17 protein-coding genes are annotated in these 24,056 nt (G+C 59.6%); 7 read left to right on the top strand and 10 right to left on the bottom strand.

Going from position 1 to position 24,056, the window contains the following annotated elements; genetic code table 11:
* Positions 1 to 158 precede the first annotated feature (158 nt).
* From EYC79_RS14470 to trxA, 6 genes are all read left to right on the top strand, one after another.
* Positions 159 to 2,639 (top strand): sensor histidine kinase, encoded by a 2,481-nt coding sequence (locus EYC79_RS14470; RefSeq protein WP_130978601.1) that lies wholly within the window; start codon positions 159 to 161, stop codon positions 2,637 to 2,639.
* Positions 2,636 to 4,153, top strand: a complete 1,518-nt coding sequence (gene tsaE, locus EYC79_RS14475; protein ID WP_130978431.1) for a tRNA (adenosine(37)-N6)-threonylcarbamoyltransferase complex ATPase subunit type 1 TsaE — start codon at positions 2,636 to 2,638, stop codon at positions 4,151 to 4,153. The genes EYC79_RS14470 and tsaE overlap by 4 nt, the downstream gene beginning before the upstream one ends.
* Positions 4,154 to 4,163: 10 nt before the next feature.
* Positions 4,164 to 4,883: a nucleotidyltransferase family protein gene (locus EYC79_RS14480; protein ID WP_130978432.1), complete on the top strand. Its 720-nt coding sequence runs from the start codon at positions 4,164 to 4,166 to the stop codon at positions 4,881 to 4,883.
* Between the two features lie 121 nt (positions 4,884 to 5,004).
* The gene (addB, locus tag EYC79_RS14485; RefSeq protein WP_130978433.1) at positions 5,005 to 8,181 is read left to right on the top strand and encodes a double-strand break repair protein AddB; all 3,177 of its coding nucleotides are present in this window, start codon (positions 5,005 to 5,007) and stop codon (positions 8,179 to 8,181) included.
* On the top strand, positions 8,171 to 11,749 hold the full coding sequence (gene addA, locus EYC79_RS14490) for a double-strand break repair helicase AddA (RefSeq protein ID WP_130978434.1): 3,579 nt from the start codon (positions 8,171 to 8,173) through the stop codon (positions 11,747 to 11,749). The genes addB and addA overlap by 11 nt, the downstream gene beginning before the upstream one ends.
* Before the next feature lie 75 nt (positions 11,750 to 11,824).
* The gene (gene trxA, locus EYC79_RS14495; protein ID WP_062424674.1) at positions 11,825 to 12,145 is read left to right on the top strand and encodes a thioredoxin; all 321 of its coding nucleotides are present in this window, start codon (positions 11,825 to 11,827) and stop codon (positions 12,143 to 12,145) included.
* An 82-nt stretch (positions 12,146 to 12,227) separates the two neighbouring features.
* On the opposite strand, the gene EYC79_RS14500 is transcribed toward trxA, so the two are convergent.
* The 8 genes from EYC79_RS14500 to EYC79_RS14535 all read right to left on the bottom strand — a co-directional run bounded on the left by EYC79_RS14500 (position 12,228) and on the right by EYC79_RS14535 (position 20,533).
* A complete protein-coding gene (locus EYC79_RS14500) occupies positions 12,228 to 13,571 on the bottom strand; it encodes a bifunctional folylpolyglutamate synthase/dihydrofolate synthase (RefSeq protein WP_130978602.1) in 1,344 nt (447 codons plus the stop codon).
* Between the two features lie 37 nt (positions 13,572 to 13,608).
* The gene (gene accD / locus EYC79_RS14505; protein WP_130978435.1) at positions 13,609 to 14,502 is read right to left on the bottom strand and encodes an acetyl-CoA carboxylase, carboxyltransferase subunit beta; all 894 of its coding nucleotides are present in this window, start codon (positions 14,500 to 14,502) and stop codon (positions 13,609 to 13,611) included.
* 165 nt (positions 14,503 to 14,667) lie between these two features.
* A complete protein-coding gene (trpA, locus tag EYC79_RS14510) occupies positions 14,668 to 15,495 on the bottom strand; it encodes a tryptophan synthase subunit alpha (RefSeq protein ID WP_062597490.1) in 828 nt (275 codons plus the stop codon).
* Between the two features lies 1 nt (position 15,496).
* Complete coding sequence (gene trpB, locus EYC79_RS14515; protein ID WP_130978436.1) at positions 15,497 to 16,717, bottom strand: tryptophan synthase subunit beta; 1,221 nt, start codon at positions 16,715 to 16,717, stop codon at positions 15,497 to 15,499.
* An 11-nt stretch (positions 16,718 to 16,728) separates the two neighbouring features.
* On the bottom strand, positions 16,729 to 17,388 hold the full coding sequence (locus tag EYC79_RS14520) for a phosphoribosylanthranilate isomerase (RefSeq protein WP_130978437.1): 660 nt from the start codon (positions 17,386 to 17,388) through the stop codon (positions 16,729 to 16,731).
* Positions 17,389 to 17,490: 102 nt separating this feature from the next.
* The gene (locus EYC79_RS14525; RefSeq protein ID WP_113226907.1) at positions 17,491 to 18,258 is read right to left on the bottom strand and encodes a M48 family metallopeptidase; all 768 of its coding nucleotides are present in this window, start codon (positions 18,256 to 18,258) and stop codon (positions 17,491 to 17,493) included.
* Between the two features lie 44 nt (positions 18,259 to 18,302).
* Entirely contained in the window at positions 18,303 to 19,538 is a 1,236-nt protein-coding gene (locus tag EYC79_RS14530; RefSeq protein WP_130978438.1) for a polyhydroxyalkanoate depolymerase, read from the bottom strand.
* A 152-nt stretch (positions 19,539 to 19,690) separates the two neighbouring features.
* Positions 19,691 to 20,533: a fumarylacetoacetate hydrolase family protein gene (locus EYC79_RS14535; RefSeq protein WP_130978439.1), complete on the bottom strand. Its 843-nt coding sequence runs from the start codon at positions 20,531 to 20,533 to the stop codon at positions 19,691 to 19,693.
* Between the two features lie 132 nt (positions 20,534 to 20,665).
* Between EYC79_RS14535 and EYC79_RS14540 the strand changes: the two genes are divergently transcribed.
* Complete coding sequence (locus tag EYC79_RS14540; protein WP_130978440.1) at positions 20,666 to 21,265, top strand: nitroreductase family protein; 600 nt, start codon at positions 20,666 to 20,668, stop codon at positions 21,263 to 21,265.
* Positions 21,266 to 21,289: 24 nt separating this feature from the next.
* Here the strand turns inward: EYC79_RS14540 and EYC79_RS14545 are convergent, their stop codons facing one another.
* Together EYC79_RS14545 and gyrB are read right to left on the bottom strand one after the other, a co-directional pair.
* Entirely contained in the window at positions 21,290 to 21,511 is a 222-nt protein-coding gene (locus EYC79_RS14545) for a hypothetical protein (RefSeq protein ID WP_130978441.1), read from the bottom strand.
* A 33-nt stretch (positions 21,512 to 21,544) separates the two neighbouring features.
* Positions 21,545 to 23,980, bottom strand: coding sequence for a DNA topoisomerase (ATP-hydrolyzing) subunit B (gene gyrB, locus EYC79_RS14550; RefSeq protein ID WP_062597485.1), 2,436 nt, complete (start codon positions 23,978 to 23,980; stop codon positions 21,545 to 21,547).
* Between the last annotated feature and the right edge of the window lie 76 nt (positions 23,981 to 24,056).

Raw genomic sequence — 24,056 nt, forward strand, 5'->3', positions numbered from 1 at the left:
AAAATGGGATGTCTTGTCGAAGATGCGGCACATAGGACGGAGACAGACCGGGGATGTCGGTAAAAAAAGCGAACTCGCGCCAGCGGGCGAAAAAGAACGTGGAGACGGGCAGCGACGAGGCGCCCGTTCTTGAACGACTGCGCGGCTCTCTGACCACCATGGCAGGCGCTCTGCGCCGAAAGATTTGCGCGGTCTCCGCGTTGATGGCTGGAACGACACTCAGCGGCTTTGCCACCGTTGCCGAGGCTCAGGATGGCGCGCTCCTCCAACGAAGTGCACGCCTGTTCTCTTCCAGCGAGACCATCGCCTATTCGATCTTCATCGGCGTCGTCTCCGCGACCCTGTTTTCCATCGTCTGGCTGGTGCGCCAGCGCGGGAACATCGAAGCCGAGGTCAACGAATACCGCACGGCGCTGTCCGAAGCGCAGAACAAGATTTCCAAATATGAGGCGCTGATTTCCGACAAGTCGCGCCGGATCGTCATCTGGGAAGATACCGGCGAACGTCCTGAATTCGTCGGCCAGTTGCCGCCAGAAACCGGCGTGCCGGCTGCTGATTCCGACTTTCTGGCCTTCGGCCGCTGGCTGCGCCCCACGTCGGCAGCACCGCTGGAAAAGGCAATCGAGCTGCTGCGCAGCCAGGCGCAGAGTTTCGATCTGACGATCGAGACGCAGCGCGGAGAAGTCATCGAGGTTCAGGGACGCGTGTCCGGCGGCAAGGCATTTGCCCGTTTCATCGCGCTGAACAACATGCGTGCCGAACTGGCGGAGTTGAGAGTCGAGCGCGAGCGCCTGCTTTCCTCCATGTCTACCTTCCAGGAGCTGCTCGATTCGATCGAGCAGCCAGCCTGGCGCCGAAACAACGAAGGCGCGCTCATCTGGGTGAACCACGCCTATGCGATTGCCGTCGATGCGACGACGCCGCAGCAGGCCGTCAACGAACAGCGCGAATTGCTGAACACGGTGACCCGGCAGAAGATTAGGGCCACGGCCACGCCGGAATCGCCCTATCATGATCGGATCTCCACGGTGGTTTCCGGCAACCGCACATTCTTCGATGTGGTTGATATCAAGACGCCGAGCGGCTCTGCCGGTATCGCGATCGACGCGTCCGATGCGGAAACCATCCGCGAAGAGTTGAAACGCACGCTGAAAAGCCACGCCGAAACGCTCGATCATCTGGGAACGCCCGTCGCCATCTTCGACGGCGAGCAGCGCCTGCAGTTCTACAATCAGGCCTTCGCCCGCCTATGGGGCCTCGACCTTGTCTTCCTGGAATCGAAGCCCGGCAATTCCGAGCTCCTCGATCGTTTGCGCAGTGCCGGAAAGCTGCCGGAGCAACTCAGTTGGAAGAGCTGGAAAGAAACCGCTCTCTCCGTCTATCGCGCGCTCGATACCAAGACCGATCTCTGGCACCTGCCGAATGGTCAGACGTTGCGTGTAATTGCCACCGCGCATCCGCAGGGCGGCGCGACCTGGGTGTTCGAGAACCTGACCGAACAGGTCGATCTCCAGATGCGCTACAACACGCTGGTCAAGGTTCAGGGTGAGACCATCGATCATCTCGCAGAAGGCGTGGCGGTGTTTGGTGCCGATGGGCGTATTCGCCTGTCTAACCCCGCATTTCGCGCGCTCTGGGCGATCACAGCGGAAGAGGCCGAAGCCGGTAAGCACATTCGCTCCATCGAAGCGGTCTGCGCGCAATCCTACGAGAAGCCGGATGGCTGGCGCGCCTTTGCGCAATTCATCACCAGCTTTGACGACGAGCGTCCTTCGAAGCAGGGAACGCTGGAACTTCTTTCCGGCCTCGTGCTCGATTATGCCGTTATCCCGCTGCCCGACGCGCAGACCATGCTGACCTTCGTCAACATGACCGATAGTGTGCGCGCCGAACGCGCCTTGAAGGAAAAGAACGAGGCGCTGCGCAAGGCAGACGAGCTGAAGAACGACTTCGTCCAGCATGTGTCTTACGAACTGCGTTCGCCGCTCACCAATATTATCGGCTTTACCGATCTTCTCAAGACGCCCGGCATGGGCGAACTGAACGATCGCCAGGCCGAGTATCTCGACCATATTTCGACCTCTTCATCCGTGCTGCTGACGATCGTCAACGACATTCTCGATCTGGCAACCGTTGACGCCGGCATCATGCATCTGAACTATGCCGAGAACGATCTGAACGAGCTTCTCGACGACGTGGCGGTACAGATCACCGATCGTCTGCAGGAAAGCGGCGTTTCGCTCGAGATCGTCGCGCCAGCGCATCTCGGTTCCATCGTTGCCGATCACCAGCGGCTGAAGCAGATATTGCTGAAGCTTCTGACCAATGCGGTCAACTTCTCGCCCGAAGGGTCGGCGATCCGGCTGACCTGCCAGAGAAGCGAAGGCGATTTCGTCTTCTCGGTTGCAGATCAAGGGCCGGGCATTCCAGAAGACATGCTGAAGACGGTCTTCGACCGCTTCTCGACGCGCGGCCAAGGCGGCCGACGCACGGGCGCTGGCCTCGGCCTCTCGATCGTCGAGAGCTTCGTCAGCCTGCATCAGGGCACCGTCACGCTCGATAGCCGTCCCGGCGAAGGCACGGTCGTGACCTGCCGCATTCCTTCGCACGACCAGCCGCAGTCCATCGCTGCCGAATGAGTGACGAGACGCTTTCCCTTTCTCTCTTACTTGCAAATGAAGCCGAGACGATCCGGCTTGGCGAAGAGCTGGCGCTTGCCGTCAAGCCGGGCGATGCTATTGCGCTGGTGGGCGATCTCGGGGCTGGGAAATCGACGCTGGCGCGCGCTCTGATCCGCGCGATCGCCGATGATGCCGAGCTCGAAGTACCGAGCCCGACATTTACCATCGTCCAATCCTACGCGCTTCGCTTTCCAGTCGCGCATCTCGATCTCTATCGCCTCTCCGACGTGTCGGAGCTGGATGAACTCGGGATCGACGAGATGCTGTCCGACGGCGTGTGCCTGATCGAGTGGCCGGAGATGGCAAGCGATGTGCTGCCGAAGGCATCGACTATCCTGCTGCGCCTGACACATGAGGGAGACGGTCGGCGTGCTGTGATCGAAGCATCCCGGCGTCACATAGAGCGGCTTGAACGGGTTTTCGCCATTCGCCGCTTTCTGGAGCGGAGCGGTAAGACAGGCGCCATTCGGCGCTATTTCAGTGGTGACGCTGCCTATCGCACCTATGAACTGGTGCGCGATGACGACAGCCAATATCTGTTGATGGACTGGCAGCCCCAGCCCCCCGGCCCCGCTCTTCACAATGGCAAATCCTATTCGGAGATCGTGCATCTTGCCCGCACGGTCGAGCCCTTCGTTGCTCTTGATCTCCATCTCCGAAGCCAAGGCTTTGCGCTGCCGGAAATCCTGGCGCGCGACATGGATGAAGGCATCCTGCTTTTGAGCGATATGGGACGCGCAGGCGTTCTGGATGCCAATAGGGCGCCCATTGAGGAGCGCTATATCGAGAGTGCTGCCTGTCTGGCGGCGCTGCATGAAAAGCCGATGCCTGCAACGATCGACCTGCCGGATGGTGGTCGCTATCAGGTTCCGCGTTTCGATGCCGATGCTATGAAGATTGAGACCTCTTTGTTGCTGGACTGGTATTTGCCCCACATGCATGACGGCAAGCCGACCGACGATGCCAAGCGGCAGGATTTTTTCGCCGTCTGGGATCAGTTGATCGCCAAGCTTGCCGATGTGGAAACCGGTCTCGTCTTGCGCGACTTCCATTCGCCGAACATCATCTGGCAGCAGGACAAACCAGCGCCGCAGCAAGTGGGCATCATCGACTTCCAGGATGCGATGATCGGCCCAACGGCCTATGATCTGGCGTCTCTGGTGCAGGATGCGCGAGTAACCATCCCGCCTGAACTGCAGGCGCGAATGATGGAGCGGTACTTCGATACCCGCCGAAAGAACCCTGCCTTCGACGAAGAGGTATTTCTCAAAGCCTTCGCCATCATGGCGGCACAACGCAATTGCAAGCTGGTCGGCGCCTGGGTTCGGCTTTTGAAACGCGATGGCAAGCCGGGCTATATGAAGCATATGCCGCGCACCTTCACCTATATGCGCGCCGCGCTGGAGCATCCCGACCTTGCGCCGCTGCGGGACTGGTTCGCGCGTGCGGGCATAGACCTCAACTCTCAATGAAGCGTTTCCCATGACGATCAGACAAGCGATGGTTCTGGCAGCAGGTCTCGGCACGAGAATGCGCCCGATCACCGACACGATCCCCAAGCCGCTGGTCAAAATCGCTGGCAGGCCGATGATCGATTATGTGCTCGATCTTCTGGTGGCAGCGGGAGTCGAGACCGTATCCATCAACGTCCATCACCATGCAGACCAGATGGTCGCGCATCTTGAAGGCCGCAAGGATCTTGAGGTCCTGATTTCTGATGAGCGGGCCGAGCTCTTGAATTCCGGTGGCGGTCTTGCCAAGGGTTTGAAGTTGCTGGCGCCCGGGCCTGTGCTGGTGATGAATGCCGATCTGTTCTGGGTCGGGGAAACATCCGGCCGTCCTACCAACCTGCAAAAACTCGCGGAGGGTTTCGATCCTGCGCGCATGGATATGGCGATGCTTTGCGTCGATATGGACCGCACCACCGGACATAACGGCAAAAAAGATTTCAATTTTGCAGAGGATGCGCGCCTGACCCGTTATCAGGACGGTGGACCAAGCCCGGTCGTCTATGCCGGTGCGATCGCCATGGATTCGCGCCTGCTTGACGATGCACCGGCTGATGCCTTCAATCTCAACATCTATTTCGACCGCGCCATTGCGAAAAACCGGCTTTATGGCGTGATGCTCGACGGTCAATGGATTACCGTCGGCACACCGGATGCTATAGAGGATGCGGAGCGAACCATCGCTTCCGTTTAGAGCCGTTCGTCCCTCAGGACGCACAGAGGACGCTCTATCGCTTTGAATAGACGCATCGTGCTTTCCTAAAATCGATTCCGGTTTTTGGGCAGATGATGTCATCCTTGAGAAGGTCGAACCATTGGCGCATGCCAAACGCATCCTGACCATTGCGCCGGGAACACCCTTTCTAAAGACACTGGCGCAAAGCCTCTGTGCCGGGACGCTCGCGAGCGGCTTCTCGTACGACCCTGCCGATCCGCTGTCGCTTGCCCGCGTGACGATCTATGTACCCACGCGCCGTTCGGCTCGCGTTCTGCGCTCCGAATTCGTTGACCTTCTGGGCGGGCGTTCTGCCATTCTCCCGATTATCCGCCCGCTTGGCGAAACGGATGACGATAGCGGCTATTTCGATATCGAGACGCCGGCCACCATCGATCTTGCTCCACCGATTTCCAGCACGGCCCGATTGGTGGAACTGGCACGGCTGATCCTTGCCTGGCGAAACAGTTTGCCGGACGCGATCCGCGCCATCCATTCCGATTCGCCGCTTGTGGCACCCGCCAGCCCGGCGGATGCGATCTGGCTTGCGCGTGCCCTCTCCGAAGTCATCGATGCGATGGATACGGAAGACAAGGATTGGGAGGCGCTCTCCGAACTGGATACGGCCGATCATGCGCAGTGGTGGCAGCTGACCGCGAAGTTTCTGGAGATTGCCAGTATTTATTGGCCCGCCCGCCTTGCCGAACTCAACCGGTCTTCCGCCGGGCGCCACCGCAATGCCATCCTTCGCGCAGAGGCCGACCGGCTGACGAAGATCGCGAGCACGGATCCGATCATCGTTGCTGGCTCCACCGGCTCCATTCCGGCTGCCGCCGATCTGATTGCTGCCGTGGCGTCTCTCCCGCACGGCACCGTCGTGCTTCCCGGTCTCGACCTCGACATGCCGGAAGATCAGTGGCAGGCGATCAATGAGGCACCGGCTGACGCGGCAAGCCGGACGCATTCGCAATACGGGCTGTTCACCCTGTTGCAGAAGCTCGGCGTCTTGCGTCACGATGTAGAGCGGATCGGTGACCTTGATCGCGATCTGCAGGACAGGGCCGCGATTTTTTCCACCGCACTTGCGCCTGTTCAGGCGACCGCGGAATGGAATGAGTGGCGCTCGGACAAGTCCCCGGCCTTTTTCGAAGGCGCTTTTTCCGCCGCCTCGATGATAGAGGCGGCCAATGAGCGCGAGGAGGCAACCGCAATCGCCATCGCGCTCAGGCTGGCGCTTGAAAAGCCCGGTCAGAATGGCCCATCGCAGGCAGCCCTCATCACGCCGGATCGCGGACTTGGCCGCCGGGTGGCGACGGAGCTTTCCCGCTTCGGCATCGAGGCGGACGATTCCGCAGGGACGCCGCTGTCTGCGACGCCGCAGGCAGGTCTTTTGCAGTTGGCGCTGGAAGCGATCCTGCGCCCTGGCGATCCGGTCGCGGTCATTTCGCTGTTGAAGCATCCTCTTTGCCGCTTTGGCTTGAGCGAGTTGCAGATGAGGACAGCTGTTGCAGCGCTTGAGCTTCTGGCGTTGCGCGGCGGGCGCGAGGAAACGACACTTGGCAACCTCGATGCGCTTCTGGCGCATCAGATGACACTTCATGCAGAGGACCGCTATCCACCGCATTGGCGCACGGCGCTTTCCGATGATGCTCCGCTCGCGGCCGAAGATCTGGCGAGACGGATCAAAGCGGCGATCGAGCCGCTGGAACAGGCCTTCGTCCACCGCGATCCACTCCGCGGTCGCCTGACCTCCCGCCTGACGCTGGCGGAATGGGCGGAGCGTTCCGGCCGCGTCATCGAAGCGATGTGTCTGGATGATGCGGGCGATCTGGCGAGCCTCTGGTCCGGTGAGGCGGGTGAAAAGCTGTCCAGTCTTTTTGCCGAGCTGATGGAATGCGGCAGCGCGCTGGAGGCGGATGGTCCGCAATGGATCGATATCGTCGCGGCCTTCATCGCGGGCGAATCGATCAAGCCACGGGCAATGCGCGACCCACGCGTCTTCATTTTCGGCGCATTGGAAGCACGTCTGCAGAGCGTCGATACCGTCATTATCGGTGGCTTGAACGAAGGGGTGTGGCCGGGACAAACGGCCAACAACCCCTTCCTGTCACGCAGCATGAAGACATCGATCGGGCTTGAGCCGCCGGAACGCCGCATCGGGCAGTTGGCGCATGATTTCGAGATGGCGAACGGCACGCGTCACATCATCTACAGCCGCGCCCTGCGCCAGGGTTCGACGCCTGCCGTGGCTTCGCGCTGGCTGCAAAGACTGCTGGCGCTGGGCGGGGAAGATTTTGCAGAGGCGCTGAAGCGACGTGGCGAATCCTACCGCCATTGGGCAATGATGCTGGATGACAGCGAGACACAGGATCCAGCACGACGCCCTGCCCCAACCCCGCCCGCCGATCTGCAGCCGAAGAGCTATTCGTTCAGCGAAGTCGGACGGCTACGCCGTGACCCCTATGCCATCTATGCGCGGCGCATCCTGAAGCTCGATCCGCTGGACGAGTTCAATCGCGATCCGGGCGCTGCCGACCGCGGGACGCTCTATCACCGCATTATTGAACTCTACTCCCGTGAGGAGCACGTTCCCGGCACGCCGGCGTCCGAAGACGCGATGATGCGCGTGCTGAATGCGTGTTTCGATGAAGAAAATCTGCCGGCACATATCGATATCGTCTGGCGACCGCGCTTCGTTGCGGTGGCGCGCGAGTTTCTTGCCTGGGAGAAAGATCGCCGTCCCATGGTGCGCCGCTCCTATGTGGAAGCCCGCGCAGGGCAGGAAATTCCAGAGGCCGGTATCCGGCTGACCGGCGTGGCCGACAGGATCGACATCAAGACCAATGGCAAGGCGGATATCGTCGATTACAAGACGGGGCTCTCCCCGACTGTGAAACAGGCCCGCTCCCTGCTCGATCCGCAACTGGCGCTGGAAGCGGCGGCCCTGATGCGCGGCGCTTTCCGCGATGCCGGGACGCAGACGCCGGAGGATCTGATCTATGTGCGGCTGCGGCCCGGAGAGCGCTTCGGCACCGATGTTGTGAACAACGAAAACGCCAAGGCCACCGCCAAAAACGTGCCCAAGATTGCGGCAGAGCTGGCGACCGACTCGATCGACCAGCTGGCCAAGTTCATCAAGGCGTTGCGCGAGGGCAAGAACGGCTTCGTGTCGCGGCTGATCCCGGAAGAACAGCAATCCTATGGCGGCGAGTACGACCATCTGGCGCGCGTCTCCGAGTGGTCCACCGCAGAACCGGGAGATGGCGATGGCGAATGATCTTTTCGAATACGCCGCCGAGCAGGCTCAAGATCACGGCCCGGCGCGCGACGAGCCAGGCGCCTGGATCGACTGGACGACACGCCAGCAGACCCGCGCCTCCGATCCGAATAGCTCGGCATGGGTGTCGGCCAATGCGGGTTCGGGCAAGACGCATGTCTTGACGCAGCGGGTAATCCGACTGTTGCTGGCCGGTTGCCGTCCCTCCGCCATTCTGTGCCTGACCTATACCAAGGCTGCGGCCTCGGAAATGTCGAGCCGCGTCTTTGATCGCCTCGCGGACTGGGCCACGCTGTCTGACACCGCCTTGAAAGACCGTATCGCAACAATCGAAGGGCGTATCCCGGACGCGATCAAGCTGAAGGAGGCACGCCGTCTGTTCGCCAAGGCGCTGGAAACGCCGGGCGGGCTGAAAATCCAGACGATCCATGCCTTCTGCGAAGCGCTGCTGCACCAGTTTCCGCTGGAAGCAAATGTCGCCGGCCACTTCTCGGTTCTCGATGATCGTGCCGCCAGCAGTCTCCTGGCGGAAGCACGCCGCAGCCTGCTGACCGCCGTTTCGCTCGAGCAGGACACGCCGCTGGCTCAGGCGCTTGCCTATGTGCTTGATCTGGCTGATGAGACCGGGCTGGAAGCGCTGTTGAGCGCCATCGTTGCCAACCGCAATCCTCTGCGCGGCTTTCTCGAAGACGCCTCCCGCACCGGTGGAATCGACGCGGCGCTTCGACGCCACGCTCGCATCAGCGCCAATGAAACACTTGAGACGGCAGCGGCCGCCTATTGGCCACTCCCAGGTCTCTCCGGCCTGTCGCTCGACACCTATCTGACGCTGTCCGATGAGGTGGGCGGGGCGCGGACGCACGAAGTGTCCTACGCGTTGCGGGAAGCGGTAAGAGAAAGCGATCCGTTCAAACGAATCGCCTTTCTCGAAAGCGCGTTGCTGACCCAGAAGGGTGAGCGGAAGTCCGATGCCTACGTCATCAACAAGGCGATGCAGACGGCAGCACCCAATCTCCTGGATGATCTGACGCTGGCGCGCACCCACGTGGTTGCCTGCCGCGACCGGTATCGGACGCTGCGCATGCTGGAGGCGACCAGACATGCCTTGACCTTGGCAGACCGGCTGATCGGCGACTTCGAGGACTTGAAGAAGCAGCGCAGCCAGCTTGATTTCGAGGACCTGATCGAGCGCGCGGCCACGCTTCTCAACCGCGATACGGCGGGCGCCTGGGTGCATTACAAGCTGGACCAGGGTATCGACCATATTCTCGTCGATGAGGCGCAGGATACCAGCCCGGTGCAGTGGTCGATCATCCAGTCGCTGGCGGCAGATTTCTTCCATGGCGAGACCGCACGCGCTGGTCAACGCACGCTGTTTGCCGTGGGTGACGAGAAGCAGTCGATCTATTCCTTTCAAGGCGCAAGGCCGGAGCGGTTTTCGCAGGAGCGTGAGGAAACGGCGCGGCGGGTGACTGCCGTCCAGCAGATTTTCCATCCCGTTCGTCTGCCGCTTTCCTTCCGCTCCACGGCGGATGTGCTGGCTGCGGTGGATCAGGTCTTCTCTTTGCCCGAGAATGCCGCAGGCCTGAGCGCCGACAACGAACCCGTCGAGCATCGCTCCAACCGCCTTAGTCAAGCCGGGACGGTGGAGGTGTGGGACATGATCGCCGCTGAGCCGGTCGACGATGAAGAAGACTGGACGGCACCCTTCGATGCGTTGCGTGAAAGTGCCCCGCCCGCCATCGTCGCACGCCGGATCGCGGCGCGCATCGCAGCGATGATCGGCACGGAAACGGTGATCGAGAAGGGTGTCGAGCGCTTTATCGAGGCGGGCGACATTCTGGTGCTGGTGCGCAAACGCCATGCCTTCGTCAACGCGTTGACGCGCGAGTTGAAGCAGCGAAAGAACATTCCCGTTGCCGGTGCCGACCGCTTGAGGCTGACCGACCACATCGCCATTCAGGATCTGCTGGCACTTGGCCGCTTCGTGCTTTTGCCGCAGGACGATCTGTCGCTTTCGGCATTGCTCAAAAGCCCGCTCTTCAATCATGATGAAGACGATATTTTCGACCTAGCGGCCAAGCGTCCGGAGAAGACAAGCATCTGGGACTATCTCCAGCAGCGCGCTGGAGAGGATGACAGCCGCTTTGCCGAGACGCTTGAAACCCTCTCGTCCCTGATCGCGCTCTCTCGTAGCGCGACGATTCACGATTTCTACGCGGCGGTGATGACCATCTATCAAGGTCGCAAGCGCTTTCTTGCACGCCTTGGCAACGAAGCGAGCGACGTTCTGGATGAGTTTTTGTCCTTCGCGCTCGATCACGAAAAGACCGGCCTTCCCGGCCTGCAATCCTTCATCTCCGTGCTGGAAACGGACGCCCCGGAGATCAAGCGCGAGCAGGACAAGGAGCGCGGCGAAGTCCGCATCATGACGGTTCACGCCTCCAAGGGTCTTGAGGCACCCGTGGTGTTTCTCGTCGATGGCGGCTCGAAGGCCTTCATTCCAAGCCATGTGCCGCGGTTGCGCTTTGTCGAAACCAAGGATGCCGCATTCCCCGTTTGGCTGCCGGGAAAGAACTTCGATAACGCGTTGATCGACCAGGACGATGGCCGCTTGAAGGACGCCGCAGAGCAGGAATATCGCCGCCTTCTCTATGTGGCCATGACGCGGGCTGCCGACCATCTGATTGTCTGCGGCTATCGTGGGCCGAAGGAAAATCCGGATTGCTGGCACCAGATGATCAAGCGGGCGCTTGTCGCGGATGAAGCGCGATGCATCTCTCATCAGTTCCAGGCAGGCGGCGAAGCCTGGGACGGTCTGTTGTGGCGGATGAATGCCCATGAGCCAAAAGCGATACCCCAGAGCGAGACCCCGTCGAGTGCTGCACCAGAAGCATTTCCCGCCTCGCTGATGCAACCACTGCCACCGGCACCCGCCCTTCCCCGGCCCCTCAGCCCGTCCGGCGCGGGAACGATCATCGATAATGGGGCAGATGACCTTGTCGTGTCCTCCCCGCTCTTTACCAAACCGGAGATAGCTTCCGGCCTTGCACTGCAACGCGGACGTCTTGTGCACCGGATGCTGCAGACGCTGCCGGACTATCCCGAGCACGAGCGGGAAGATGCCGCCCGTCGCTATGCGGAGCGTGCCGCCCGCTACTGGCCGGAATTTGGACGCGAGAGATTGATCAGCACCACGCTCGCTGTTCTTTCCGAACCGGCCATCCAGTCTGCCTTCTCTGCCAATAGCCGAGCGGAGGTTTCGATCATGGGAACGTTGCGCCTGGGCAGGCAGGATTTTGCCGTTTCCGGCCGGATCGACCGCTTGGCGGTGGACGGGGAACGCGTCATTCTGGTGGATTACAAGACCAACCGGATACCGCCGGCCAATGAGAACACCATTCCCTTCGCCCATATCGCACAGCTCGCGATCTATCGTGAAATTCTGAAGCCGCTCTACCCGGACAAGACTTTCACCTGCGCGCTCGTCTATACGGAGAACGCGTCCTTCGTGACGCTCAGGGACGAAGCGCTGTCACAAGCCCTTGCCGCAATCTCGACAAAGTGAGATACCGGACATTGAAAATGCCCATCCCCCGCATCACATGAATGCCGAACAGATTCACTGAAAGGAGAGCCAATTATGGCTACCGTGAAAGTCGATACCTCCAACTTCCAGTCTGAAGTTCTCGAATCCGCTGAGCCAGTCGTCGTAGACTTCTGGGCCGAGTGGTGCGGCCCGTGCAAGATGATTGCCCCGAGCCTCGAAGAGATCGCTACGGAACTTTCTGGCAAGGTGAAGGTCGCAAAGCTGAACATCGACGAAAACCCTGAGCTTGCTGCTCAGTTCGGCGTTCGCTCCATCCCGACGCTCGCCATGTTCAAGGGCGGCGAAGTGGCCGATATCAAGGTCGGTGCCGCTCCCAAGACCGCACTCTCCGCCTGGATTTCCAGCGCCGCCTGATCGTTTGCCAATGCAAGATTAAAAGAAAGCCCGGTTCTGCCGGGCTTTTTTCTTGGTCGTCGGTTGCGTGATGCCTTCGCGATTATTGTGGCGGTGTGCCATTCAGCGCCAACGCATTCCCGGCGAGATAGAGCGATCCGCCTATCAGGATACGCGGCGCGGGCTTCGCCGGGTCGAGGCGCTTTGCCAATTCCTCCAAAGCTTCTTCGATGGAGGCTGTCGGCGCTGCCGTTAGGCCAGCGTCGAAGACGGCATGGGCCAGAACGACGGGGTCGATCGCTGCATCCGACCCGTGGATCGGTACGGTGAAGACATATTCGGCAATACCGGCGAAGGCCTTGAAGTAGCCGACCTGATCCTTGGTGTTGATCATGCCCGCAATGAGGACCAGCGGTCGAGCGCTCTTCTCCTCGAAACCGGCCATGGCTTCAGCAATAACCTCGCCAGCACCTGGATTATGACCACCATCTATCCAGATTTCGCTGCCCTTCGGCGCGAGATCGAAGATGCGACCGCGGGTGACGCGTTGGAGGCGGCCCGGCCACTCGACCGATGTCATGGCCTTTTCGATCATGCGATCGGTGACGCTGAAACCGGCAGCCTTGACGGCGCGAATGGCAGCCGCCGCATTGCCAAGCTGATGGCGGCCAGGAAGGCGCGGCAGTGGCGCATCGACCAGGCTGAACTCGTCCTGATAGACCATGCGGCCATGTTCTTCATGGGCGGAGAAATCCTGACCATAGATGGCAGTCGGGCATTTCAAACGCTCAGCGGTGGCGATCAGCACATCGAGTGCTGCGTCGTATTCCTGATAGCCGATGACGACCGGCGAGCCGGTCTTCATGATGCCTGCCTTTTCCGCCGCGATCAGTTCGACGCGATCGCCGAGATAAGCCTGATGGTCGAGCGAGATCGGCATGATGACCGAGACTGCCGGATTGGAAATGACATTGGTCGCGTCGAAGCGACCGCCAAGACCCACTTCCAGAACGACCACATCGGCAGGCTGTTCGGCAAAGAGCACGAAGGTGACGGCGGTCAGGATTTCGAAAACGGTGATATACTGGCCGTCATTGGCGGCTTCCACTCGGGCCAGAGCATCGGCAAGCATGGCATCGTCCACCAGTCGACCGGGAGCGCCGGCGACGCCGATACGGTAGCGCTCGTTCCAGTTCACCAGATGGGGCGAAGTGTGGACGTGAACGGCCAGGCCTGCGGCTTCCAGAAGCGCACGGCTGAAGGCCGTGACAGAGCCTTTGCCATTGGTACCCGCCACATGGATGACGGGCGGCAGGCGCCTATGCGGATTGCCAAGCTTTTCGAGGAGGCGGGTAATCCTGTCGAGCGACAGATCGAAGCCTTTGGGGTGAAGCTGCATCAATCTTTCGATGATGCGTTCCGCCTCGCTCATGTCAGGCTTCGTCATATCCGTCATCCACCCCTCCGGAGCGTGTTTGAATGCGTCAGGCCGTGGCAGCGATAGGCAGAATATCCTTGGAGGTGCTGGCCGGTGCCTTTGTCATGATCTTCAGGAGGTTGGCAAGCGTATCCGGGATCGCGTGGCGATCGACGACCATGTCCACCATGCCGTGATCCAGGAGATATTCCGACGTCTGGAATCCCTCGGGAAGCTTTTCGCGGATCGTCTGTTCGATGACGCGCTTGCCGGCAAAGCAGATTTCAGCGCCGGGTTCGGCAATATGGACATCGCCCAACATGGCGTAGGACGCCGTGACACCGCCCGTGGTCGGGTTGGTGAGAACCACGATATAGGGCATGCCTGCTTCTTTCAGCATGTTGACGGCAACCGTGGTACGCGGAAGCTGCATCAGCGACAGGATACCTTCCTGCATGCGCGCGCCGCCAGAGGCCGGGAACATGACGAGCGGGCAGCGCTCGGAGATGGCGCGCTCGAAAGCCTTGACGATCGCCTCGCCTGCGGCAATGCCGAGCGAGCCGCCCATGAACTGGAACTCATGCACGACGGCGACGATTTTCAGGCCCTGAAGCTTGCCGACGCCCGCCAGGATCGTGTCTTCCTGTTCGGTTTTGGTGCGGCTGTCGCGCAGACGATCGGAGTACTTTTTGGAATCGCGAAACTTCAGCGGATCCTGCGCCACTTTCGGCTGCGGTAGTGCTTCATAGGCGCCGTCATCGAACAGGTCGGCAAGGCGTGCTTTTGCAGGCATTTTCATATGGAAGCCGGACGCGGGAATGACCCACTTGTTTTCTTCCAGATCCTTGTGGAAGACCATTTCGCCGGTTTCCGGGCACTTGATCCAGAGATTTTCCGGGGTATCCCGGCGGCCCAGCATGGAATTGATCCGCGGGCGTACGTAATTGGTAATCCAGTTCACGTTCTTTACTCCTGACTGTCCGCGCTGAACCGATGATCCTTCGGCAGCAGTTGAGCGGAATGGCGACGCATCGCTGCGGTTTCAACCAAATTCCGCTCGTCTTCCTTTACATTCAAAATCAGCATGGCGATTTCAAGTCGGTCACGATCTGAGATCGCCTCGAGGTCATGCGCGCGACGCGCGCACGCCTGTCGAGAGGCCCTTTACCAGCGTTGTTACCGCCGGCACAGTGTCATTCGTCGCCTTGCCATCCTTGGTGAGGCTGAGCGCGATCTGGTTGACGATGGCCGAACCGACCACGACACCATCGGCAACCGCACCGATTGCCTTTGCGTGATCGGCCGTCTTGACGCCGAACCCAACGCAGACGGGCAGATCGGTATGCGCCTTGATCCGCTCGACAGCACCGGAAATCGTCGACGGATCGGGCAAGGCCGAACCGGTAATCCCGTTCATTGAGACGTAATAGACGAAGCCGGACGTGTTTCGCAGAACGGTCGGGAGACGCTTTTCATCGGTTGTCGGCGTCGCCAGACGGATGAAGTTGACGTCCTTCTGAACAGCCGGGATGCACAATTCGTCATCCATTTCCGGCGGTAAATCGACCACGATCAGTCCGTCGATGCCGGCTGAGAGCGCGTCGTCCAGAAACTTGTCGACGCCGTAGATGTAGATCGGATTGTAGTAGCCCATCAACACGATCGGCGTTTCATCATCCTGCTTGCGGAATTCGCGTGCAAGATCGAGCGTGGTTGCCAGCGTCTGACCACCCTTCAGTGCCCGCTGGCCGGCCATCTGGATTGCCGGGCCGTCTGCCATCGGATCGGAGAACGGCATGCCAAGCTCGATGACATCGGCACCGGCGTCCGGCAGTGCCTTCATGATGCCGAGCGAGGTTTCGAAATCAGGATCGCCGCCCATGAAATAGGTAACGAGGGCCGGACGATTTTGCGCACGCAGATCGGCAAAGCGCTTGTCCATACGTGCAGTCATATCAGAGTCCCATTCCCAGAATTTTACCGACCGTGAAAATATCCTTGTCGCCGCGACCGCAGAGATTCATCAAAATGATTTCGTCCTTGCTCATCTTCGGAGCGCGCTTGATGACTTCGGCCAGCGCATGGCTCGGCTCAAGCGCTGGAATGATGCCTTCGGTGCGCGTCAGCATCTGGAAGGCGTCGAGCGCTTCATTGTCCATGATCGGCACATATTCGACGCGACCGGCATCCTTCAGCCAGGAATGCTCAGGGCCAATTCCCGGATAATCGAGACCGGCGGAGATGGAATGACCTTCCTTGATCTGGCCGTCACTATCTTGAAGCAGGTAGGTGCGGTTGCCATGCAGGACGCCCGGCGAACCGGCTGTCAGCGAGGCGCAATGCTCTTCGCCATCCAGGCCCTTGCCGCCCGCTTCGACGCCGACGATCTTCACACTCGCATCATCCAGAAACGGATGGAACAGGCCGATGGCGTTGGAGCCACCACCCACGGCTGCGACCAGCATATCCGGCAAACGGCCTTCGAGTGCCAACAGTTGCTCGCGCGCTTCCTTGCCGATAACCGACTGGAACTCGCGCACCATTTCCGGATAGGGGTGCGGGCCAGCCGCCGTGCCGATCATGTAATAGGTGTCGTCGACATTGGTGACCCAGTCACGCAGTGCCTCGTTCATGGCATCCTTCAGCGTGCCGTGGCCTGCCGTCACCGGCTTCACTTCGGCACCAAGGAGCTTCATGCGGAAAACGTTGGGGGCCTGGCGCTCCACATCGGTCGCGCCCATGTAAACCACGCAAGGAATGCCAAAGCGTGCGGCTACCGTCGCGGATGCCACACCGTGCTGACCGGCACCGGTTTCGGCAATGATGCGGGTCTTGCCCATGCGTTTGGCGAGAAGGATCTGGCCAAGGCAGTTGTTGATCTTGTGCGAACCGGTGTGGTTCAACTCATCACGCTTGAAATAGATCTTCGCGCCGCCGAGTTCAGCCGTCAGGCGCTCGGCGAAATAGATCGGGCTTGGACGGCCGGTATAGTGAGTGTTGAGATGTTCAAGCTCCGCCTTGAATTCCGGATCGTCCTTGGCCTTTTCCCACTCGGCCTGCAGGTCGAGGATCAAAGGCATCAGCGTCTCGGCAACGAAGCGGCCTCCGTAGATACCGAAGCGTCCGTCCTCATCGGGACCGGCGCGAAACGAGTTGGGTTTCAGCGTTTCGTTCACTTTCAAACTCCCTAAAGCCTTGCCGATCGAACCGCATCGAAAAATGCGTCAATCCTGGCCAAATCCTTTACACCCGGCGCGCTTTCCACACCCGAGGATACATCCAGTCCACCTGCCCCGGTTTTTGCCAGAGCCTCAGCGACGTTATCGGCGTTCAGCCCCCCGGAAAGCATGTAATTTACGCCTTCGTCAAGAGAATGCAGAACGCTCCAGTCAAAGGAGACGCCATTGCCTCCCGGCAGTTCAGATCCCGCCGGCGCCTTGGCATCGAAAAGAAAACTGTCCGCAATCCCGATATAGGGATCGATCTTGGCGAGATCATCAGCGTCACGAATAGAAAAAGCCTTCATCACCGGCAGGCCGTAGAGTGCCTTGACGCTCAGCACGCGCTCCGGGCTCTCGCTGCCATGGAGCTGAAGGATATCGGGTTTCAGCAGATCGATGATCTCGTCCAGCTCATCATTATCGGCATTGACGGTGACGGCAACGATCTTGACGCTGCCGCGAACGGCGTCTGCCAGTTTGCCGGCAATATCCGGTTCGATGTTGCGAGGGCTCTTCTCGAAGAAGATGAAACCGATATGCGTTGCCCCGCGCCGAACCGCGCGTTCGACGGCTTCCGGCGTTTTCAGCCCGCAAATCTTGATGTCCGGAGTCCTGTCGCTTTTCATGACTGGGACGTGACATGAAATGGCGTGTGAGTCGAGCCAAAATGCGGGCAAAGAGGGTCGGCTGAAACATGTTTCACGTGAATCCAAACCTGCAATCGTGGCTTATTCGAAGTCGATGGCATGCAGTTGAGAGCCATTCTGCTTCAGCCAGGCTTTGGCCTTGTCCATCTCCGGGCAGAGCTTCTGGCAGAGCGCCCAGAATTTCGGTCCGTGGTTCATTTCTTTCAGATGCGCCACTTCGTGCGCGGCAAGATAATCGATGACGCTTTCCGGCGCCATGACGATGCGCCAAGAGAAACTCAAGTTGCCCTCATGTGAACAGGAGCCCCAGCGGCTGCGCGTATCCTTCATCGAGATCGAGCGCACCGGCCTTCCGACTGTCTTGGCGTGGATTGCCACCAGTCGCTCTAGATCGGCGCGGGCTTCCTTTTTGAGAAAGGTCGCGACGCGGCGGCCCGTATGTTCAGGTAACCCGCTGACCTTCAGCACAGGCTGACCGTCCTCGTCCCGGGCGATCTGGGTTACGCCGCGCATCGAGCCTGTGTGCCGGATCGTATGGAGGGTGCCACGGATGGAAATGGACGCGCCGTCGCTCATTCCCGTCGGCGCAGAAAACTTGGCAAACTTGGTTTCAAGCCATCCCTGATGACGATCGAGAAACATATCGACCTGCGCATGGTGGAGGCCGTAAGGGATCGTCAGCTTCAACGCCTTGCCGCCCGGTTCGATGCGCAGCGTAATGCGTGTCGCCCGCTGGTTCTCCTTGATGGTGATCGGCACATGCCGACCGCCGACCTCTACCGTGCGCTGGGTCAGCGCCGGTTTGCGGGACGAGGTCGATTTCAGGGACTTTCGAAGCAGCGAAAACATGACGCCGTCATAGCGCTTTCCGCCTTCAAAAGCCATCCGCTCCTTTATTGCTGGCGTTGATGCTCCTGGAAGAAGGCCACCATCTGCGGAACGATCTCGTTGCGGAAGCGTGAGCCGTTGAAGACGCCATAATGGCCGACATCCGGCTGCATGTAATGGCGCCGTTTTTTCTGCGGCAGGTTCAGGCAAAGATCATGCGCCGCCTTGGTTTGGCCGACACCGGAAATGTCGTCATTCTCTCCTTCCACGGTGAAGAGCGCGACGTTGCGGATGGCAGCCGGATCGACCGCCCTGCCCCTGTGCATCATCGTACCCTTCGGAAGAGCATGCTCGATGAAGACGGTCTCGACCGTCTGGAGATAGAATTCGGCGGTCAGGTCCATGACGGCGAGATATTCGTCGTAGAACTCCCGATGCTTTTCAGCCGAATCGCCGTCATTCTTCACAAGGTTCAGATAGAAATCCTTATGCGCGGTCATGTGCCGGTCGAGGTTCATGGACATGAAGCCGGAGAGTTGCAGGAAGCCCGGATAGACGGAACGCCCGAATCCGGGCTGCGGCCACGGAACCGGCATAACAACACTGTCGCGGAACCAGTCTATCGGCTTGGCTTTTGCCAGCTCGTTGACGCCCGTGGGATTGATGCGCGTATCGATCGGTCCACCCATCAGCGTCATGGAAGCAGGCGCGAAGCGGTCTTGATCCGCCTCCATCAACGCCACGGCCGCCAGAACCGGAACCGATGGCTGGCAGACGGCGACCACATGGGTCCCCTCCCCCAGATGATGCAGCATTTCGACGACGTAGGAGATGTAGTCATCCAGATCGAAGCGGCCTTCGGTCAGCGGAACGGTGCGGGCATCGATCCAGTCGGTGATGTAGATATCCGCGTGGGGCAGCAGCGCACCGACCGTACCGCGCAGAAGCGTGGCATAGTGACCGGACATGGGTGCCACGAGCACGATCTTCGGATCAGCTGGTCGTTCTTCCGGAAGTAATCGGTTGAAGTGGATCAGACGGCAGAACGGCTTCGTCCAGACAACCTCTTCCACGACATCGACAGTCTTGCCATCGATGTCTGCGCTGGAGATGCCAAACTCAGGCTTGCCGTAGCGACGCGTCAAACGCTCGAACACCTCGAAACCCGCATCGAGACTGCGGCCGAATGCCGTGTTGGACAAGGGGTTGAGAGGATTGTTGCACGCCTGGCGCATCAGGTCGGCACCTGCCCGCAAGGGTGCCATAGCCGCATGGTTCATTTCGTAAAGATGGTAGAACACGAATAAACGCCTCCCGTCGTCATCGTCGTCTTTTGTGACAGTCTAGCATCTTTTCGCAGTTGCACAAAATAACGTGCGGATAGCGATCGTGGCCGAGGTTTGTGGTTGATCCCTGCCCTCACCCATGAGGACAGGGATAAACGTATTCGGATTTAAATGTCAGCGACGAAGGTCTGCTTCTGGGAGCCAAGACCTTCAATGCCAAGCTCGACTACATCGCCGGCTTTCAGGAAGCGCTGTGGTTTCATGCCGAGACCGACACCCGGAGGCGTGCCGGTGGAGATGACATCGCCTGGATGCAGAGACATAAACTGGCTGAGATAGGACACGACATTGGCAACACCATAGACCATGGTCTTGCTGGAGCCGTTCTGCATGGTCTCACCGTTGACCTTCAACCACATGCCGAGGTTCTGCGGATCGGCGATCTCATCCTTCGTGACGAGCCATGGGCCGATCGGGCCGAAGGTGTCGCAGGATTTACCTTTCGTCCACTGGCCCTGGCGCTCCGTCTGGAAGGCACGCTCGGACACGTCGTGCGAGACGCAGTAGCCCGCGACATAGTCCAGCGCGTCGGCTTCCGAAACATATTTTGCGGTCTTGCCGATGACGACACCGAGTTCGACTTCCCAGTCGGTCTTTTCGGAGCCGCGTGGAATGACGACATTGTCGTTCGGTCCGACGATGGCCGACGTGGCCTTCATGAAGATGACAGGCTCGGACGGTACGGCGGCGCCCGTTTCTGCGGCGTGGTCCGAGAAGTTGAGACCGATGCAGATGAACTTGCCCGTTCCGGCAACACAAGCGCCGATGCGATCTTCGGTCAGAACAGGAAGCGTGGAAAGATCCAGCCCCGCAATCTTCTTGAGGCCTTCCGGCGAAATCGCGTCGCCGCCAATGTCCTTCACATGAGCGGAGAGATCGCGGATTTTACCTTCCGCGTCGAGAATGGCGGGCTTTTCGTGGCCGGGTTGACCGACGCGCATCAGTTTCATGGATCTCTCCCAGTTGTCAGACAAGATGATGCATATATGAACGAACTATTTATCCTTGTCACCCCTTGACCATGAAGAGGCCAAAAAAATACGATCATGTCAGCCTTTCTCCTCTGTTGATAAGGACAGATCATGACGACCAGCAATTCTCGTGACACAGATCATCCCGTCGATCCCCTTTTTCTGGATCGCTGGTCGCCTCGCGCCTATGACGGAAACCCAATGCCGAAGGGCGACGTGTTGACGATCCTGGATGCTGCGCGTTGGGCACCATCGGCTTCCAACCAGCAGCCCTGGCGCTTCGTCTATGGGCTGAATGGATCTCCGGAGTGGGACGAATTTGTCGGCCTGCTGATGGAAGGAAATCAGCGCTGGGCCAAGAATGCGTCTGCCCTGATCGTTATCCTGTCGCGCACCTACAATCTCCGCGACGGTGAAAAGAAACCTGCGACGACACACTCGTTCGACGCAGGCGCCGCGTGGTTTGCTCTGGCCATGCAGGCGCATAAACTCGGCTACCATGCCCATGGCATGGCCGGCATCTTCAAGGACAAGATTGTCGAGCAACTGGATGTCCCGGAAGGCTATGTTGTGGAAGCCGTGGTCGCGATCGGCAAGATTGCGCATAAAAGCACGCTTCCCGATGACCTCGCAGAACGTGAAGTCCCAAGCAAGAGGCTTCCGCTGTCGGATATCGCGTTCGAAGGCAAGTTCACGGGCAAGGCGGATTGACGCCTTGTCAACACATGCGCGAGGTTAGCCGGATTCTCCTGCGCTCCCCTGCGCCATTCTCAAACCTGAAGCGCCGGGCTTCCGATGGGACGCACGGCGCTTCACACTTTTGAATCGACGCATCTTGCTTTCCGAAAATCCAGAGCGATTTTCCGGGCCGATGCTGTAGCGAGGGCGGTCAATCAGCTTTCCCATCGCAACAAAAAACCCGGCATCAAAGCCGGGTTTCTTAACGAACTGTTTCACGTGAATCGTGCAGCAACACGATCCACAGCAAAATCAGATATCGAGGTTCGCGACGCTCAGCGCGTTTTCCTGAATGAAATCGCGTCGTGGCTCCACTTCGTCGCCCATCAATCGGGAGAACAGTCCGTCAGCATCGGTCGCATCAGGAACCTTGACCTGCAGCAGAGAGCGGACATTGGCGTCCAGCGTCGTTTCCCACAGCTGTTCGGCGTTCATTTCACCGAGACCCTTGTAGCGCTGCATGGATAGGCCCTTGCGTCCTGCGGCAAAGATAGCCTCAAGAAGCGCGCGCGGGCCGGAGATTTGCAGACTTCCCTCCTTGCGTTGCAGAACGGGGACGGTCGCATAAACGTCGCGGCTGCGTGCCGCCAACTGGTCGATGTGGCGGGCATCTGCAGAACCGAGAAGGCCCATGTCGATTGTGGAGAGTTCCTTGACGCCACGAACCATGCGCTGGAAACGCAGGCCGCCGTCTGCCAGGACCTCGCCGGACCAGCCACGCTCGGTTTCTTCTGCAATCATGTCCAGACGACGGGAGACTTCCGCGACCGTGGCTTCCGCCTGGCTCGCGTCTGCTGACAATTCCGGATTGAGCGCACCGGCAATCGCCGCCTGTTCCACGACCGAACGATTGTAACGGGAGTGCAGGCCATCGATCAGCGAGCGCATGCGAACGGCGTCTGCAATGACTTCACGCAAATCTTCGCCGACGCGTACTTCGCCGGAGCCGAGGGTCAGCGACGCTTCCTCGATACCCATGGAAATGAGGTAATCTTCCAGCGCCTTTTCGTCCTTCAGATACTGGACCGACTTGCCACGCGTCACCTTATAAAGAGGCGGCTGAGCAATGTAGAGATGGCCACGTTCGATCAGTTCCGGCATCTGGCGGAAGAAGAAGGTCAGAAGCAGGGTGCGAATATGCGCACCATCCACGTCAGCATCGGTCATGATGATAATCTTGTGATAGCGCAGCTTGTCCGCGTTGAATTCGTCCTTGCCGATCGAGGTGCCCAGCGCCGTGATCAGCGTGCCGATTTCCTGGCTGGAGAGCATCTTGTCGAAACGGGCACGTTCCACATTGAGGATCTTACCACGCAGCGGCAGGATGGCCTGCGTTTCACGCGAGCGTCCCTGTTTGGCAGAACCACCAGCGGAGTCACCCTCGACGAGGAAAAGCTCGGATTTGGCCGGATCGCGTTCGGAGCAATCCGCAAGCTTGCCCGGCAGCGAGGCGATATCGAGTGCACCCTTGCGGCGTGTCAATTCACGCGCCTTACGGGCGGCTTCACGGGCAACGGCGGCTTCCACCACCTTGCCGACGAGGATCTTCGCTTCCGTCGGATGCTCTTCGAACCAGGTGCTGAGCGCTTCGTTGACGAGGTTTTCGACGACGGGGCGGACTTCGGACGAAACAAGCTTGTCCTTGGTCTGCGAGGAGAACTTGGGGTCCGGCACTTTGACCGACAAAACGGCAGTCAGGCCTTCGCGGCAGTCTTCGCCCTGCAGCGAGACCTTTTCCCTTTTGGTGATGCCGGAGCTGTCGGCATAGGAAGTGACCTGACGCGTCAGCGCGCCACGGAAGCCCGCCATATGCGTGCCGCCATCGCGCTGCGGAATGTTGTTGGTAAAGCAGAGCACGTTTTCGTGGTAGCTGTCGTTCCACCACATGGCGACTTCCACCGTGATGCCGTCCTTTTCGCCGCGAATGGCAACAGGCTTATCCACCAGCGGCTTCTTGGCACGGTCGAGATAGCGGACGAAGGCCTCGAGACCGCCATCATAGACCATCTCTTCCTGCTTGATGTCGGAGTGGCGCTTGTCGGTCAGCAGAATGCGAACGCCGGAATTGAGGAAGGCGAGTTCGCGCAGGCGATGTTCGAGCGTGGCGTAATTATACTCGGTCATGGTGAAGGTGTCGGTGCTTGCCAAGAAGGTGACTTCCGTGCCGGAGCGACCTTCATACTCGCCGATCACTTCCAGCGGCTTATCCGCGACGCCGTGGGTGAAGGTGATTTCATGCACCCTGCCGTTGCGGCGAATGCGGAGCTTCAGCCAGACGGAGAGAGCGTTGACGACCGAGACGCCCACACCATGCAGACCGCCGGACACCTTATAGGAATTCTGGTCGAACTTGCCGCCGGCATGGAGCTGCGTCATGATCACTTCGGCAGCGGAGACGCCCTCGCCGGTATGAATGTCGGTCGGGATGCCGCGTCCATTATCCGTGACAGTGACGGAGCCATCGGCGTTCAACGTAACGGTGACGAGATCGGCATGACCCGCCAACGCTTCGTCGATGGCGTTGTCGACCACTTCGTAGACCATGTGGTGAAGGCCGGATCCGTCGTCAGTATCCCCGATATACATGCCGGGGCGTTTGCGCACAGCATCAAGGCCCTTGAGAACCTTGATCGAATCGGCTCCATATTCCGTATTCACGCTGGTTTCGCTCGACGGTGTTTCAGTCATAAGCATTCTTTCCAATGGGCGCTGCCAAAGCGTACCTCTTTTCGGGCGCGCAATCGCAGCGAATCACTTTCAATCC

The organism is Agrobacterium cavarae (genome assembly GCF_004310285.1).
GTDB lineage: Bacteria > Pseudomonadota > Alphaproteobacteria > Rhizobiales > Rhizobiaceae > Agrobacterium > Agrobacterium cavarae.